The sequence below is a fragment of the Vibrio sp. TRT 2004 genome, assembly GCF_050113735.1.
Lineage (GTDB): Bacteria > Pseudomonadota > Gammaproteobacteria > Enterobacterales > Vibrionaceae > Vibrio.
In genome coordinates this window covers 127895-144099 of the sequence record NZ_JBNJOH010000003.1, presented here as the reverse complement: position 1 = coordinate 144099, position 16205 = coordinate 127895, and the positions used below count along the sequence as shown (strand labels likewise).

General features: G+C 47.2%; 15 protein-coding genes and 1 other RNA gene. 4 read left to right on the top strand and 12 right to left on the bottom strand.

Going from position 1 to position 16205, the window contains the following annotated elements; translation table 11 throughout:
- Positions 1 to 11: 11 nt before the first annotated feature.
- From murG to rsmI, 11 genes are all read right to left on the bottom strand, one after another.
- A complete protein-coding gene (murG, locus tag ACQEXR_RS02510) occupies positions 12 to 1073 on the bottom strand; it encodes an undecaprenyldiphospho-muramoylpentapeptide beta-N-acetylglucosaminyltransferase (RefSeq protein WP_427019702.1) in 1062 nt (353 codons plus the stop codon).
- Positions 1060 to 2259, bottom strand: a complete 1200-nt coding sequence (ftsW, locus tag ACQEXR_RS02505; protein ID WP_138972516.1) for a cell division protein FtsW — start codon at positions 2257 to 2259, stop codon at positions 1060 to 1062. Before ftsW ends, murG begins: the two co-directional genes overlap by 14 nt.
- A gap of 15 nt (positions 2260 to 2274) precedes the next feature.
- Positions 2275 to 3600 carry a UDP-N-acetylmuramoyl-L-alanine--D-glutamate ligase gene (gene murD / locus ACQEXR_RS02500; RefSeq protein ID WP_426950753.1) on the bottom strand — a complete coding sequence of 442 codons (1326 nt, stop codon included), beginning with the start codon at positions 3598 to 3600 and terminating at the stop codon, positions 2275 to 2277.
- 13 nt (positions 3601 to 3613) lie between these two features.
- A complete protein-coding gene (gene mraY / locus ACQEXR_RS02495) occupies positions 3614 to 4696 on the bottom strand; it encodes a phospho-N-acetylmuramoyl-pentapeptide-transferase (RefSeq protein WP_427019701.1) in 1083 nt (360 codons plus the stop codon).
- On the bottom strand, positions 4696 to 6060 hold the full coding sequence (locus ACQEXR_RS02490; RefSeq protein WP_427019700.1) for a UDP-N-acetylmuramoyl-tripeptide--D-alanyl-D-alanine ligase: 1365 nt from the start codon (positions 6058 to 6060) through the stop codon (positions 4696 to 4698). Before ACQEXR_RS02490 ends, mraY begins: the two co-directional genes overlap by 1 nt.
- Entirely contained in the window at positions 6057 to 7538 is a 1482-nt protein-coding gene (gene murE, locus ACQEXR_RS02485; RefSeq protein ID WP_427019699.1) for a UDP-N-acetylmuramoyl-L-alanyl-D-glutamate--2,6-diaminopimelate ligase, read from the bottom strand. Before murE ends, ACQEXR_RS02490 begins: the two co-directional genes overlap by 4 nt.
- 60 nt (positions 7539 to 7598) lie before the next feature.
- A complete protein-coding gene (locus ACQEXR_RS02480; RefSeq protein ID WP_427019698.1) occupies positions 7599 to 9320 on the bottom strand; it encodes a penicillin-binding transpeptidase domain-containing protein in 1722 nt (573 codons plus the stop codon).
- Positions 9317 to 9634 (bottom strand): cell division protein FtsL, encoded by a 318-nt coding sequence (ftsL, locus tag ACQEXR_RS02475; RefSeq protein ID WP_138972522.1) that lies wholly within the window; start codon positions 9632 to 9634, stop codon positions 9317 to 9319. The genes ACQEXR_RS02480 and ftsL overlap by 4 nt, the downstream gene beginning before the upstream one ends.
- Before the next feature lie 6 nt (positions 9635 to 9640).
- On the bottom strand, positions 9641 to 10591 hold the full coding sequence (gene rsmH / locus ACQEXR_RS02470; RefSeq protein ID WP_427019697.1) for a 16S rRNA (cytosine(1402)-N(4))-methyltransferase RsmH: 951 nt from the start codon (positions 10589 to 10591) through the stop codon (positions 9641 to 9643).
- Between the two features lie 186 nt (positions 10592 to 10777).
- An RNA gene (rnpB, locus tag ACQEXR_RS02465) (RNase P RNA component class A) lies at positions 10778 to 11206 on the bottom strand.
- Positions 11207 to 11403: 197 nt separating this feature from the next.
- The gene (gene rsmI, locus ACQEXR_RS02460; protein ID WP_427019696.1) at positions 11404 to 12267 is read right to left on the bottom strand and encodes a 16S rRNA (cytidine(1402)-2'-O)-methyltransferase; all 864 of its coding nucleotides are present in this window, start codon (positions 12265 to 12267) and stop codon (positions 11404 to 11406) included.
- Positions 12268 to 12330: 63 nt separating this feature from the next.
- Here rsmI and ACQEXR_RS02455 point away from each other — a divergent pair, with 63 nt between their 5' ends.
- The 4 genes from ACQEXR_RS02455 to ACQEXR_RS02440 are packed head-to-tail and all read left to right on the top strand — an operon-like array spanning position 12331 to position 15664.
- Positions 12331 to 14145 carry a penicillin-binding protein activator gene (locus ACQEXR_RS02455; protein WP_427019695.1) on the top strand — a complete coding sequence of 605 codons (1815 nt, stop codon included), beginning with the start codon at positions 12331 to 12333 and terminating at the stop codon, positions 14143 to 14145.
- Positions 14132 to 14497, top strand: a complete 366-nt coding sequence (locus ACQEXR_RS02450) for a YraN family protein (RefSeq protein ID WP_138972526.1) — start codon at positions 14132 to 14134, stop codon at positions 14495 to 14497. Before ACQEXR_RS02455 ends, ACQEXR_RS02450 begins: the two co-directional genes overlap by 14 nt.
- Positions 14498 to 14500: 3 nt before the next feature.
- Complete coding sequence (locus tag ACQEXR_RS02445) at positions 14501 to 15091, top strand: phosphoheptose isomerase (RefSeq protein ID WP_138972527.1); 591 nt, start codon at positions 14501 to 14503, stop codon at positions 15089 to 15091.
- 3 nt (positions 15092 to 15094) lie between these two features.
- Positions 15095 to 15664, top strand: coding sequence for a BON domain-containing protein (locus ACQEXR_RS02440; protein WP_331416246.1), 570 nt, complete (start codon positions 15095 to 15097; stop codon positions 15662 to 15664).
- 46 nt (positions 15665 to 15710) lie between these two features.
- Here ACQEXR_RS02440 and sspB read toward each other — a convergent pair whose 3' ends face one another.
- A complete protein-coding gene (gene sspB / locus ACQEXR_RS02435) occupies positions 15711 to 16196 on the bottom strand; it encodes a ClpXP protease specificity-enhancing factor (RefSeq protein WP_138972528.1) in 486 nt (161 codons plus the stop codon).
- Positions 16197 to 16205: the final 9 nt, after the last annotated feature.

Here is a 16205-nt window from a genome sequence, read left to right as displayed (position 1 = left end):
ATTCTTTCTCGTTATTTCGTCAGTGCAATAATGGCTTCAGAGACCACACTATCTGCATCTAACTTAGCAGCGTCTCGTGCTTTCTTTGCCATATCAAGCAAAGCCGCGCGATCTAGCTGTTGAATTTCGTTCGCAAGTTTCTCTACGGTGAGGTCACGCTGCTCAATCATTTTTGCTGCGCCACACTCTACCAAATGGTCAGCATTCAAGGCCTGCTGTCTATCTTTATGCATAAACGGGATAAAGATAGCCCCGACACCCGCAGCGGATACTTCAGATACGGTCAGCGCACCTGAGCGACACACAAGTAGATCGGCCCATTGATAAGCCGCGGATACATCATCGATAAACTCGACCACTTCCGCGCTCTCGACTTGATGCTCGGCGTATGCTTGCGCTACTTCCTGCTGGTTGTTTTTACCAGCCTGGTGGCGAATCTGATAGCCACTGCCAAGCTTAGCCATCACTTCAGGTAACGTTCGGTTAAGGATCTGAGCACCTTGGCTGCCTCCCATAACCAAAATTCTGATATCACCATCACGCTGACCCATCCGGCTAGTTGGCGGGTCAATGGCCACCACATCTTCACGCACAGGGTTACCAACAACTGGAGCCGCTGGGAAAGCCCCTGGGAAAGCCTGAAAAACCTGACGAGCTATCTTAGATAGCCATTGATTTGTCAGGCCCGCGACTGCGTTTTGTTCATGCAAAACAACAGGGATACCAAGTGACCATGCGGCGATTCCGCCCGGTCCACTTACGTAGCCACCCATACCAAGAACTGCATCTGGCTTCCAACGCTTCATATGAGCTCTCGCCTGAAACACAGCATTGATAATCTGCAATGGTGCGGCAATTAATCGGCCAATGCCTTGACCGCGTAGACCTTTTACTTTGATAAAATCGATCTCGATACCGTGTTTCGGCACCAAATCCGCTTCCATACGATCAGCAGTACCCAACCAGCGAATATCCCAACCTTGCGACTGAAGCTTTTTCGCTACGGCAAGTCCCGGGAAAACATGGCCACCTGTCCCGCCAGCCATAACCATTAATCTTTTATTCGTTTTCATCTGTATTTAACTTTTGTTCTTGTGTTTCTGCACTACCCAATCGGCACTCATGATCGATACGCAGTAAAATGGAAACGGCAACAGCCATGACGATCAAACTCGAACCACCATAACTGATCAGAGGTAACGTCAAACCTTTGGTGGGTACCATACCCGCAGCAGCACCGACGTTGACTAGAGTTTGGAAAGCAAACCAAATCCCGATACCAAATGCTAAATAGCCACCAAAGAGTTGGTTGTTTTCAAATGCCTTACGACCAATATAAATCGCTTTTAACACCAAACTAAAAATCAGCATCAATACCAGTACAACCCCCACATAACCTAACTCTTCGGCTAGCACGGCGAAGACAAAGTCAGTATGCGCTTCTGGTAGATATTCCAATTTTTGAATTGAGTTGCCTAACCCTTGGCCGAACCACTCGCCACGGCCAAATGCCATCAAAGATTGAGTTAACTGATATCCACTACCAAATGGGTCATCCCACGGATCCATGAAAGAGGTAACACGGCGCATGCGGTAAGGTTCGATATAGATAAGCGTTGCAACCGCAACCAAGCCTACGACCATTAAAGCGAGAAACTGAGTCAGCTTGGCTCCAGCAATAAACAACATACCAAACAGAGTAACCAACATCACGATGACGGTCCCTAAGTCAGGCTGGAGCAACAGTAAACTCGCCAGCGTTGCAAAGACAATAATCGGCTTGATAAAACCGCCGAAAAAGCTGGACCGAACTTCTTCACTCTTTCGCACTAAATAACCAGACATGAAGATGAACAACGACAGTTTGGCGACTTCTGCTGGCTGTAAGTTAAACAAGCCTAATGGAATCCATCGCGAAGCACCGTTCACCGATTTACCCGCAACGAGCACGACGATGAGTAGTCCGATTGAAAGCAACAAAAGCCAAGTACTGAACTCTAACCAACGCTTGATCGGGACTTGAAGGATAACGGCCGAGGTGGAGATGGCCAGCACCAAAAAAATAGCGTGGCGAAACATAAAGTGAAAAGGTTGGTCAGTTAACCGAGAACTGATTGGAAACGAAGCAGAGGTCACCATCACCAACCCAGTCAGCATCAACCCCAAAGAGATCCATACTAACTGTCGGTCATACAGGGCTTCGGGTGACGATGTAGTCACCCAACGTTTGATGCTGCCAAAAACGTTTCGAATTTGCATAGTTCCCTACGTTATTTATGCGTAAGCTTTCGCTAGCTCGGTGAATGAATCTCCACGAGCCATAAAATTACTGAACTGGTCAAAGCTGGCACAGGCTGGAGAAAGTAATACCATATCTCCGGCAATCACATTGGGTGCTAACCACTGAATGATCTCTTCCATATCGTCAAAACGCTGAGCGCTTGGGTGGAGCGGCATAAACTGGTCACCGTCCTCACCAAAACAGCACAATTGCAGCTTCAAAGGCTTGAGTATCGGTTCTAACTGAGAGAAATCAGCACCTTTACCGACACCACCCACTAAAAGATACAGGGTGCCTTCCAGCTCAAGACCCGCCAAGGCTGCCATAGTGCTGGCGACATTCGTCGCTTTCGAATCATTGACCCACTTAACACCACGATTATCGGCAACCACTTGGCAGCGATGTGTCAAACCGCGGTAAGATTTCAACGCAGCTAAGCCTTTTTCGATATCAACGCCGACTTGCGCTAACAAGGCTAATACCACTAATGCGTTGGCAACATTATGACGACCAACAAGTGAGAGTTCCGATGTAGGACAAATAAGCGTGCCATTGACTGAAATATACTCGATACCATGCTGCGCAGTAACGGCAAACTGGGTTGGCTCAACCAGACTAAACTCGATCAGGTTATGCCCATCATGGTCTGGGTAGGTTTGTTTATCGTCAGCATTGACCACACAAGCTTCAGCATGCTCAAAGATGCGCAACTTCGCTTGGCGATAATCTTCCATACCTTGGTAACGATCCATATGGTCTTCAGATAGATTCAAAAACGCCGCCGCTTTTGGCGCTAATGAGCGCGTCGTTTCTAACTGGAAGCTGGACAGTTCTAGAACATATAAGTCCGCATCCAACGCAAGAAGATCTAACGCAGGCACACCAATGTTGCCGCCAACACCGACTGTAAGACCGGCCGCTTTAGCAACCTGCCCCGTCCAATCTGTGACGGTACTCTTACCATTTGAGCCAGTAATGGCGATCACTGGTTTATCGACTTGCCACGCAAACAGCTCAATATCGCCAACAACAGGGATACTCTTGGCGAGCACCTGCTGAATTTCGGGCGTCGCTAAAGCAATTCCGGGATTAGTCACAACCAGATCAGCTTCAAGTAACCAGTTCAGATTCCAACTTCCACTATGTAGAGCAATCCCCTGTGGTAAGGCTTCACTGCCTGGTGGGTTTTCACGCGTATCGATAACGCGAACATCTAGCGTTTTCTGCAATGAGGTTAAGTACTTAACGACAGAGAGCCCGGTGATACCGAGCCCTACAACAACGACTTTCTCAATACCTTGCCAACGATCCGTGGTCATGGTGTGAACTTCCTTATCGAACTTTAAGCGTCGCTAAACCGACAAGAACAAGCACAATAGAGATGATCCAGAAACGAACGATCACTCGTGGTTCAGGCCAACCTTTTAGCTCGTAATGATGGTGAATTGGTGCCATACGGAAAATACGTTGACCACGCAACTTATAGGAACCGACCTGTAAGATTACAGAAAGCGTTTCCATTACAAAAACACCCCCCATAATCACTAAAACAAACTCCTGACGAACCAACACGGCAATGGTACCAAGCGCACCACCTAAGGCGAGTGAGCCCACATCACCCATAAACACTTGTGCTGGGTAAGTGTTGAACCATAGGAAACCAAGTCCTGCGCCCACTATTGCGGTACAAACGACCACTAGCTCCGACGCTTGCGGAATGTATGGAATATGTAGGTAATTAGCAAAGTTGACGTTGCCCGTCGCCCAAGCAATAGCCGCAAAACCAGCTGAAACTAATACCGTTGGCATAATCGCTAGGCCATCCAGGCCATCGGTCAAGTTCACCGCATTACTGGTGCCGACAATAACGAAGTAAGTCAGTACAATGTACATCAAGCCAAGTTGCGGCATGATGTCTTTAAAGAACGGCACAACAAGTTGAGTTGCGGCAGTGTCTTTGCCGTAAGCGTACAACGCAAACGCCACTACAAACGCAATTAACGATTGCCAAAAGTACTTCCAACGAGCAATCAAACCGTCAGTGTTCTTACGCACGACCTTACGATAATCATCGACAAAGCCGATAGCACCATAACCAAGCAGCACCGTCAGTACCGCCCATACGTATGGGTTCGATAAGTCAGTCCATAAAAGAATAGTGATAGAGATAGCAGCCAAAATCATGATACCGCCCATTGTTGGGGTACCACGTTTGCTAAAGTGGGATTCTGGACCTTCGTTACGAACAACCTGACCAATTTGGAGCATCTGTAGACGCTTGATCATGATAGGTCCCATCCATAGAGAGAGACCTAGAGCGGTAAGTACGCTGAGGATTGCTCGAAAAGACAGGTATTCAAACAATCGGAAAAAAGATAGGTATGGCTGTAGCAGCTCGGCAAGCCAAATAATCATTAATAATACTCCTTCAAAGCAGCAGCGACTTCAAACATACGTGCACCGTTCGCGCCTTTCACCAGCATTGTGTGGTGTTCAGGACCCGCTTGGTCTAGATGCTGCTTGATGTAGTCAATCATCTCTTGATGTGTCTCGAAATGGATGCCATCGCAAAGCTCGCTAATAACCTTCGCATCTGCACCATACGTGAGAACATGTTCAAATTTTTGTGGGGCAGCATGTTCCCCGACTTGACGATGAAGTGCAAGACTTTCCTCACCCAACTCCGCCATATTGCCTAAAATCAACCAACGTTGTCCCTGAAAAGCCGACAGAAGATCAACTGCCGCTTTCATAGCTGGAACGCTCGCGTTGTAGCTATCATCAATCAATTTGACGTTATCACTAAGCTCTTCCACTTCAACACGGCCTTTAACCTTGTTTAAGTGCTTCAGGCCCGTTCGAACCTCTTCCAAGGTTGCGCCAAATTGCAACGCGATGATAGAAGCAGCAATCGCATTCGCCACGTTGTGTTGACCAATAATACCCAGAGACAGTTCAATTTCTTGTGAAGTTGCTGCGATATGTAAGTCAAAGCTTGCTTCGCCTGCGGCGTTCAACACGATGTTAGAAGCGTAGAAATCTGCGTCAGTATTATTTTGTGAAAAAGTGATGACTTTCTTATCAGCTAACACTTGCTCCCACTTGGCTTCACCATTGCTGTCTAGGTTAACAATCGCAATACCACCAGCAGCTAGCCCTTGGTAGATTTCACCTTTAGCTTGTTTCACGCCATCAATAGAACCAAACCCTTCTAGGTGCGCTGCCGCCACGTTGTTTACCATCGCGATGTCAGGCTTAACCAGTTGAGTCGTGTATTCAATTTCACCAACATGGTTCGCACCCAGCTCAATCACTGCGTAGTCATCGTCTTGTTGGGAGCGCAGCAACGTCAGTGGCACGCCGATGTCATTGTTGAAGTTACCTGCAGTAAATAGCACTTTGCCTTTTAGCTGCAAAATACTGGCAACCATCTCTTTCACGGTGGTTTTGCCGCAGCTACCAGTGATCGCGACCGTCGGCGTTTGGCATGCTTGGTGAATCCAAGCTGCCACTTGACCTAATGCTACCTTACTATCGGCAACAACGACTTGAGGCACATTCACATTAAGCGTTTTTTGTACCAATAACGCACCCGCTCCCGATTCAACCGCTTGTTGGCAGAAATCGTGAGCGTCAAAACGCTCTCCAACCAAAGCAACAAACAGAGCGCCTTGTTCGATAGCTCGAGTGTCGGTCGAAACAGATTCAATAGAGAGGTCATTGCCAACCAGTTCACCGCCAGTGATATCGGCAATTTGAGAAAGCGTTACTGTGATCATGATGAAAGCCCCAATAGTGTCATGGCTGACTCGCGGTCAGAGTAATGGATGGTTCCAGAATTTAAAATTTGGTAGTCCTCATGGCCTTTACCCGCCAGAAGGATAATGTCTTGTGAAGAGGCATGCTCAAGTGCGTAAGACAACGCTTTAAAACGGTCATGTTGCACAATCGCCTCAGCTGGTTTCGTTAGGCCAGCCAACATGTCTTTCATGATCAGCGCTGGATCTTCGCTACGAGGGTTGTCATCGGTAAGTACCACTTTGTCACCCAAACGCTCGGCAATTTCCGCCATCATTGGACGCTTACCAGCATCACGATCACCACCACAACCGAAAATAGCCCAAAGCTCACCTTGGCAATGCACACGCAATGCTTGCAGGGCTTTTTCTAGCGCATCAGGCGTGTGAGCGTAATCCACCACTACTTTGGCATTGTCGTCAGCTTGGAACAGTTCCATACGACCAAGAACGGGTTGCAATTGACCTGCTGTTGCCAGCAAATCTTGCTTGCTAAAACCGAGACTAAGTAACGTTGTGAATGCCAACATCAGGTTCGCCGCATTGAACTCACCGATAAGTGGTGCATGCAAAGTACCTTCACCAAATTTGCCATCAAACTCAATCGTGATACCAGATTCAGCATAAGCGATGTGGTTTGCATATACGCTTTGAGGAAATTCAGTGTTTGGTTTGAGAGATACAGCAAGCGCGTTAGTCAGTTGTTTTGCCCACAACGCTCCCACCGTATCATCGACATTGATAACAGCGTGACCACATTGATGCTCAGTAAACAGGGTTAACTTAGCGTTGGCGTATTCTTCCATTGTGCCATGGTAATCGAGATGATCACGACTCAGGTTAGTAAACACGCCAGCAGCAAAAGACAGCGCTTTAACGCGGCCTTGAATCAAACCGTGGGAAGACACTTCAAGCGCTGTGTATTGTGCTTTTTGTTCCGCTAAAGACGACAATGTCTTTTGGATTTCAACCGCATTACCCGTGGTATTCGCGGCTTCTTGTAGATTATCTAGAAAGCCATTCCCTGTCGTACCCATGACCGCTGCTTTTGAACCGACCAAATCAATCCATTGAGCAATAAGCTGAGTGATGGTGGTTTTGCCGTTGGTACCAGTGACACCAATCAAATCCATCGTCGGGTAGGTATACAAATGACCCGCAATTTCAGATAGGCACTTATCCAACGCATCAAGGTAAATCACTGGAACATCATCAACAATCTCAATCGTGCCATGCACTTTTTGCTCACAAGCTTGAGCAATCACCGCATTCGCACCTTGCTCAATCGCGGTTGGGATAAATTTACGTCCATCCACAACATGGCCAATGAGAGCTACAAAGGTTGTTCCAGACTGAACTCGTCGGCTGTCGAGCTCTAATTCAGAAACAAGAATGGACGACAAGCTCGGGCAATCGACCCAAGTGGAAAGCAGCGTGTCCATACTGATGGCTTTAGTCATATTTATTCTCCGAGCATTAGCTCAGCTTTCTTCATTTTGTTTCTCAGTACGCTAATAAGCCTACTGTTGGAATTTATTTTCGTCAGGGGCAACATTCAGAATTTGCAGTGCGCCTTTCATGATTTCAGAGAAAACCGGCGAGGCTACCGAACCACCGTAGTAGTCGTCACCTTGTGGTTCATTAACCACAACCACAAGCGCTAAACGTGGGTCACTTACTGGCGCAACACCTGCCGTATAGTTGATGTACTCATCACTATAGCCACCTGCACTTGCCTTACGCGCAGTACCTGTTTTGGCACCGACTCGGTAACCTGGAACCGCAGCACGACGAGCAGAGCCGCCTTTTTGCGTTACCGTTTCAAGCATGTCTAAGACGAGACGAGCATTCTCTTTGCTCACGACTTGGCGCGCCATGTCATTATCGTTACTTTCGATGATATGAATCGGCTCATACTTGCCCAAGTTACCTAGCGTCGCATAGGCATGCGCTAGTTGGATTGGCGTAACTGACAAACCATAACCAAACGAGATAGTCGCACGCTCAATTGGAGACCAACGCGAGCGGCTCGGGAAAATACCCACCACTTCACCAACCAAGTTCAAACCTGACAACTCGCCAAGACCAACAGAACTGTACAAGCCAAGTAAAGCTTCAACCGGCATTTGCATCGCCAGCTTAGTCACACCGATGTTACTCGATTTCTTTAGAATCGTAGTTAGGCTCGCTTTGCCGACTTTTGGCGCATCACGAACGCGGCTACCACCGAGTTGAAGAATACCGTTGCCCGTATCAACGATCGTATCTTTGTCTGCCACCCCATTTTCTAATGCGGCCAAAACAACAAAAGGCTTAATGGTTGAGCCAGGTTCCAATGAGTCAGTAATCACACGGTTACGCATTTTGTAACTTTGCCAATCACTGCGGTTATTCGGGTTGTAAGAAGGTGCATTCACCATCGCAAGAACCGCACCGGTTTTTACATCAAGAATCACAACCGATCCAGATGTTGCACGATGATCGGCCACTGCCTGCTTGATAGCACGATACGCCACCGCTTGAATGCGCTGATCAATTGTCAGTTGCAGTGGTTTACCTTCTTGTTTCTCTTCAAGAGCAATGTTTTCTACCACGCGCCCATAACGGTCTTTACGGATGGTTTTCTTGCCCGCTGCACCAGTTAACCACTCGTCATAGCTTCGTTCCACGCCTTCTAGGCCGTGGCCATCAATGCCAGTTACACCAACTAAGTGAGCACTAACCTCACCGGCCGGGTAATAACGACGAGATTCCGACTTCAAGCCAACACCTGGTAGTTTGAGTTCACGAATGTAATTCGCCATTGCCGGGCTAACTTGGCGTTGTAGATAGATAAAACGGCGCTTTTCGTTCTTTTTGATTTTGTTAATCAGACCTTGACGATCCAAACCAAGTACATCAGCGAGTGCGTACCAACGGTTTATATCATCTAGACCACCGGCTTTGAAAATGGCCACTGGATCAGCCCAAACCGCCTCAACAGGAACACTTACCGCTAAAGGTTCACCATTGCGATCAGAAATGATGCCGCGAGCTGAATGCAGCGTTTTGGCTCGAACCGAACGTAAATCCCCCTGCTTGATCAAGTTATCAGGTTCAATAATTTGGATATAAGCGATACGACCAGCAAGTGCTGCAAAGGCACAAAAAACAAAAAATAGCACTACATAGAATCGCCAACGGATAAGATGAGTTGGCTGCGGCTCGGCTTTAGGCTCAGCGTGTTTTTCTTTCTTGCTCATGGGAGGTTAATAATGACTTCTTTATCGGAATCTGGACGCTTCATTTCCAGCTCTTGTTTTGCCACGGCTTGTACGCGACTGTGCTCGGCTAATGCAGTTTCTTCAAGTAACAAATTACGCCATTCATTATCAAGCCTCTCACGTTCAACTAAGGCCTGATCTTTTTCGGTAATGGCTTGGCGTGTGTGGTGAGTCGTAAATACCACCCCCATCGCACTAGCAAAAATCATCAAGAGGAAGATTAGCGGTACACGACCAACACTCAAAAGATCGAGTGCAATCAGCTTAGCGAGATTGGGCGTTGACTTACTCATTGTTTGTTATAGCTTTTCTGCAATACGTAGCACTGAACTGCGTGAACGTGCATTGTGTTCAACTTCTTGTTTTGACGGCTTGATTGCCTTACCAACCGCTTTTAAGTTCGCACTGCCTAAAGCTTTGATCTGCTCTTCAGTCATTGGAATACCGTGAGGCACTTCTGGTCCTTTACTCTCTTTACGAATAAAGCGTTTTACCATGCGGTCTTCCAGAGAGTGGAAGCTAATCACTGATAGTCGACCTTGTGGGGCAAGAATCTTCGCTGCACCTTTTAGCGCCGTATCGATTTCTTCTAACTCACTGTTGATGTAAATACGGAAGGCTTGGAAAGCACGTGTGGCTGGATGCTTTTTCTCTTTGAAACTTTTTGGTGCTGCGTCTGAAATCAATTTGGCTAGCTGACTGGTGCGCGTCAGAGGCTCGTTCTCTTCGTTCTCACGGTAAGCAACGATCGCTTTAGCAATGCGACGCGCATGCTTATCTTCACCGAACTCGCGGATAACCCAAGTAATATCATCCAAGTCAGCTTCCAGCAGCCATTGTGAAACAGGGATACCAGACGTTGGATCCATTCGCATATCCAGCGGACCATCTTTCATAAAGCTGAAACCACGTTCAGCGTCATCAAGTTGCGGAGACGACACACCAAGGTCTAGCAAGACACCATCGACTTTACCAACAAGGCCATAGTCTTCTGCGTACTGCGCCATGCCTGAGAATGGGCCATGGATGATGGTGAAGCGAGGATCGTCGATTTTAGCCGCTTCTGCGATAGCTTGTGGATCACGGTCGATGCTGTAAAGTCGGCCGTTTTCACCGAGTTTCGACAAGATAGTTCGGCTGTGACCGCCACGGCCAAATGTTCCATCGATATAGATACCGTCAGGCTTTATTGCTAAGCCATCAATCGATTCATGCAGGAGTACGGATATGTGTTTAAATGCTTCGGTCATAGTTATCTCATGTGGCTGTCGCATTGACGGATTCAGATTCTCCAGTGTACTGATTTAGCGGCGTATCGCCACTATTAGCACATGAGAACTCGTGATTTAGCGCCAAGTTTAATGGTTCGGAAATAAATTTGGTCAATTAAAAGCAAAAAACCCATCATAACAACAAAGTTACGATGGGTCTCGAATAGGTGGAGCCGACACATAAGCCGGGTTCTGTTCCGCTTGCGCGGCGGTAGCCATTCGTCTAGGCCAGCAATCGCTCACTGGCTCGAGCAACCTACCCGCCTCCTTACGCGAGCAACGCAATGTGGAGGCCTATTTGGTCTTGCTTCAGGTGGAGTTTACCCTGCTACGAACTATTACTAGTCGTCCGGTGCGCTCTTACCGCACCCTTTCACCCTTACCTGTGCCCTAGGGCCATCGGCGGTCTTCTCTCTGCTGCACTTGTCGTAGGCTTGCGCCCCCCAGGCGTTACCTGGCACCTTGCTCTATGAAGCCCGGACTTTCCTCCCCTCTGTCAGTCTCCCGAAGGACGTCAACGTCAGTCTCCCAAAGGGACCTCAACGTCAGTCTCCCGAAGGACATCAACAAAGCAGCGACTACCCAGTCAGCTCCGAGGGCGGATTGTATAGACTAATCCACTAAGTGTCTAGCGAGATCACAAATATGATGCAAACGAGGCGTTAAGTGGTCAAGGAACAGACAGAATACGTTGCTTCGCGAGGCAAGAACGCTGCCCTTCGAGAGTCGAGCAATGGAAAGCTAGAGCTAAAGCGGCTTATTCTTGATTCTCGACTCCAATGTCTCAACTCTTAACTCAAGTTCTCCAACCCCCACTTATACAGCGCATTTTTCTTCAGGTTGTATATTTCTGCGGCCAATGCGGCGGCTTTTTTAAGGGGTAACTCTTTGGTCAAAATCGCCAGTGTGCGAGTCGCTTCCTCTGGCAAAGTCTCTTCTTCACTCGAACGGTAACCATGAATCAACAGCGCCATTTCACCACGCTGCTGATTCTCATCAACTTTAACCCATTCCACCAATTCACCCAGTGGCATGCCTTGAATAGTCTCAAAGGTTTTGGTCAGTTCACGGGCAAGAACAACTTCTCGCTCAGGCCCCAAAATGTCTAGCATATCCGCAAGTGAATCTAGGATGCGGTGAGGGGATTCGTAGAATACACATGTACGTTCTACTTTGGCGATTTCTAGGAACTTATCTTTTCGTCCCTTGCTTTTCGCAGGTAAGAACCCTTCAAAGCTGAATCTGTCAGAAGGTAATCCCGATGCGCTGAGCGCGGTAATCACTGCGCAAGCCCCTGGCAGTGGGACAACTTTAACGCCCGCCTGACGACATTGCGTGACAAGATGGTATCCTGGATCACTAATTAATGGGGTGCCGGCATCAGAAACGAGTGCAATTGAGTGCCCAGCTAACAATTTGTCGACTAAGACTTGCGCTTTTTGCTGTTCGTTATGATCATGGAGAGCATAAGTTTTAGTTTGAATATTGAAGTGAGAAAGCAACTTACCTGTATGACGTGTATCTTCTGCGGCAATAAGATCGACATTAGATAGCACTTCAATCGCTCGCTGAGTAATATCGCCCAGATTGCCAATGGGTGTAGGTACGATATAAAGGGTAGGAACCTCAGTTAGTAAGGTTTTGTTATCTGTCATTTGTTTACCATCACTTCAACGATTAATATAGACACAATTTTATACGGAATTAACAAAGAGCTCATGGCCATGAAAAACCACAAGCGTCTCAGTGTAACACGCTTACTGACTCCTGTAGCACTTGCTGTCACATTGGCAGCGTGTTCTTCTGCTCCAAAGGCGCCAACAAGTGTCGATATTACCCTCGACCCAAATCAGCCAATCCAGACCTATCTGATGCGTGCTGATAGCAGCCAAGGAAGCCTACAAAATGATTGGCTAATCATGGCACTGAAAGCCTCTATCGATGCTGGAGACGCAACTCAAGCGGAGCTATTGATGAAGCGTTTAGCTCGTCAATCCTTAACCGATATGCAGCAAGCCGAATGGCAACTCGCTCGTGCAGAACTACTTGTTGCTCAAAATCAGCACCAAGAAGCGCTCTCACAACTTAATTTCAGACCATCGTGGCAACTTGCCGATGAGCAGTGGCTAAGCTACCACCAACTTCGCGCCTCCCTATTCACAAAACAAGGTGATTTTTTCAATGCCACTCGTGAACTATCGTTAAGCAGCGGTTACTTACCTGAAAGTGAGCAAGCTTTTGTGGCACAAAGTATCTGGAACAATTTAGGCCAATACACCGGAACTCAACTTGACACCTTCAAGCAACAAGAGACTGACCCTGTTATCGCTGGCTGGCTTGAAGTGACTGGCTTCACCAAGAACTATGCGAGCAACCTACCGCAGTTGAAAAGCAGCTTAGAACAGTGGTTAGCGGCTAATCCAACTCACCCTGCATCGCTATACACTCCGCAGGCAATTAATGAAATTTTGTCTCTTGAACTCATTAAACCCGTTAACACAGCGCTACTGCTACCACTTAGTGGCAAGTTTGCTCAACAAGCTAAGCTAATTCGTGACGGCTTCATCCTAGAGATGATGAATGATAAGGAACGAGATCCTAACGCAACGCTCACCGTGATCGATACCAATGCAACAAGCGTAGCTGAATTAGAGTCGACCTTAGTTGAAAAGCAAATTGATTCAGTTGTAGGTCCGTTACTTAAAGAGAACATTGAGAAACTGCAACAAGCTCAAGCAAGCTTTACTTCAAGTTTACCGATGCTTGCGCTTAACATCCCTGATAATGTTGAAGCGGGAAACAACACTTGCTATCTCGCCCTTTCGCCTGAGCAAGAAGTTGCTCAAGCTGCAAAACATTTAGCTAAACAAGGCTACCAATACCCGCTCATCCTTGCTCCTAATGGACGTTTGGGCTCACGTGTCGTGGATGCGTTTAAGCAAGAGTGGAGCAAATACAGTGATAACAAGGTGGCGGTAAACCTCTTTGGTGATAAACGCCAACTGCAACGTGACATCAATAAAGTATTCGGTTTGCAAGATAGCCAGCAGCACATTGCTCAGATGGAATCTTTACTTAGTATCCCGCTGGAGAGCCAACCACGCAGTCGCCGCGATGTCGATGCAGTCTACATCGTTGCAAGCAGTGCTGAGTTAACATTAATCAAACCATTTATTGAAGTAGCGATTAACCCAGATACGCTCCCACCGAAGCTCTATTCTAACTCACGCAGCAATAGTGGCCGTCAGCAGTATGAAGATCTAACCGGTGTGATGTACAGTGATATTCCACTATTAATTCAACCAGATGCAAGCCTGAAAGCTCAAATGGATAAATTGTGGCCGAAAGATTCTAACGCAGAGAAGCGCCTGCAAGCCCTAGGTATGGATGCTTACCGTTTGATGGAACATCTCCCTCAAATGAAAGTCGTTCAAGGCTACTCTATCGAGGGAAATACTGGCTTGCTAAGTATCGACGATAACTGCGTCGTACAGCGCGAGATCAGTTGGGCGGAGCATAGTGCCAACCAATAAAAGAGAGCACGGACAACACTACGAAGCCGCAGCACAAAAGTATCTTACTGGTTGCGGCCTCTCATTAATTGAGCGAAACTTCCTAGCCAAAGCTGGCGAGATAGACCTCATTATGCGCGATGGTACAACTATCGTCTTCGTTGAGGTACGCTATCGTAAAAGCCAATCGTTCGGACATGCTGCGGAGACCGTCACGCCTAGCAAAATACGCAAGCTAATAAAAACCGCAAATGTATGGCTAATGAAGAACGGCTTATCCGTTTACTCGACAGATTTTCGCTTTGACTTGGTGGCGATTCATAACCATGGTCACCAAATCGAATGGCTCAAAAACGTAATAACTCAAGGATAATCGATGCTAGACAGCATTAAAGACAGTTTTACTGAAAGTATTCAAATTCAAATTGCCGCAGCAGAAGCATTGCCTGATGCCATTACACATGCCGCACAAGCTATGGTTGCTAGTCTTCTTAATGGCAACAAGATCCTGTGTTGTGGCAACGGTGGCTCATCCTCGAACGCACAACAGTTTGTTTCTTGCCTTTTAAACCGTTTTGAAACTGAGCGCCCTAGCCTACCTGCAATGGCCTTAACCGCCGATAACACGACTCTTACCGCGGTCGCAAACGACTATCACTACGAAGAGATTTTCTCTAAGCAAGTTCGCGCCTTTGGTCAGACTGGTGACATTCTGCTGGCTATTTCCACCAGCGGGAATAGCAAAAATATCATCAAGGCGATGGAAGCTGCGGTGACAAGAGACATGACTATCATCGCCTTAACAGGCAAAGATGGCGGTGAAATGGCAGGGTTATTGGGTGAGAACGATGTGGAGATTCGGATCCCATCTCACAGAACAGCAAGAATTCACGAAGTTCATATGGTGACGCTACACTGCTTATGCGATCTTATCGACCAAGTATTGTTTCCTGCACACGAAGACTAAATGATGAATTGGTTTAAACCTCTACTGTTATCTCTATTGCTACTCAATCTCACCGGATGCGCTGGTCTATTTGTTGCTGGCGCAGCAACGACAGCCGCAATCGTTATTGACCCTCGAACAACGCAAGAGATCTGGAACGATAATAATATTGAGTTTGAAGTCGCGGGTATTGGTAACAAGCCCCCATTCAGAGGCAATGCCCGTATTACTGCCAGTTCATACAACGGCACCGTAGTTTTGATGGGACAGGCAAACAGCGATCAACTCAAGCAAGAGTTTGAATCGCAAGCACGTAAAATCAAAGGCGTTAAAAACATTCACAATCAACTGCGTGTTAAAGCACCATTGTCTGTGGGCGAGATTAGCCACGATAGTTGGATAACGACGAAAGTGAAATCCGCTTTACTGGCGAACTCGGAGCTTAACGGCGTAAAAATTAAAGTGATCACCGAAGACAAAGAAGTCTTCCTACTCGGTTATGTTTCTCAACAACATGCTGACATTGCAACCGAGTTAGCGCGCAACATATCTGGTGTAAAACAGGTGGTACGTGCCTTTCACCAACAGGGCTAAGCACAACAAATTGAGATAAAAAAAGCAGCGCATTAGCGCTGCTTTTTTATTTGACTACTCTTAGGCTTGGACGCCCTTTGGTCGGTCTTGGAGGCTCATCATCAGAGTTGAGGGACTCTCGTTCCGCACTCTCGTCAGCAACAGACAAAGAGTTCTCTTCATCTTGTTCCTCATAAATCCCTTCTTCTTCATATTCGCCCATGTAAGCTTCTTCGGGTTCAAACATGGTACCTGCACCATTTTCACGGGCATAAATAGCTTGAACAGCATACAAAGGGACGATAACAGAATGAGGACGACCACTAAAACGAGCATTAAAGGTGATCGCTTCGTTTCCTAGTTCCAAGTTACCCACCGCTCTAGGAGCAATATTTAGGATGATTTGTCCATCTTGAACAAACTCCATCGGCACTCGGACACCAGGCAATTCGGCTGCCACTACGACATGCGGCGTTAAATCGTTATCCACCAACCAATCATAAAACGCACGAAGCATATATGGTCGGCGTGGTGTCATATTGACAATATCCATCTTCTCGCC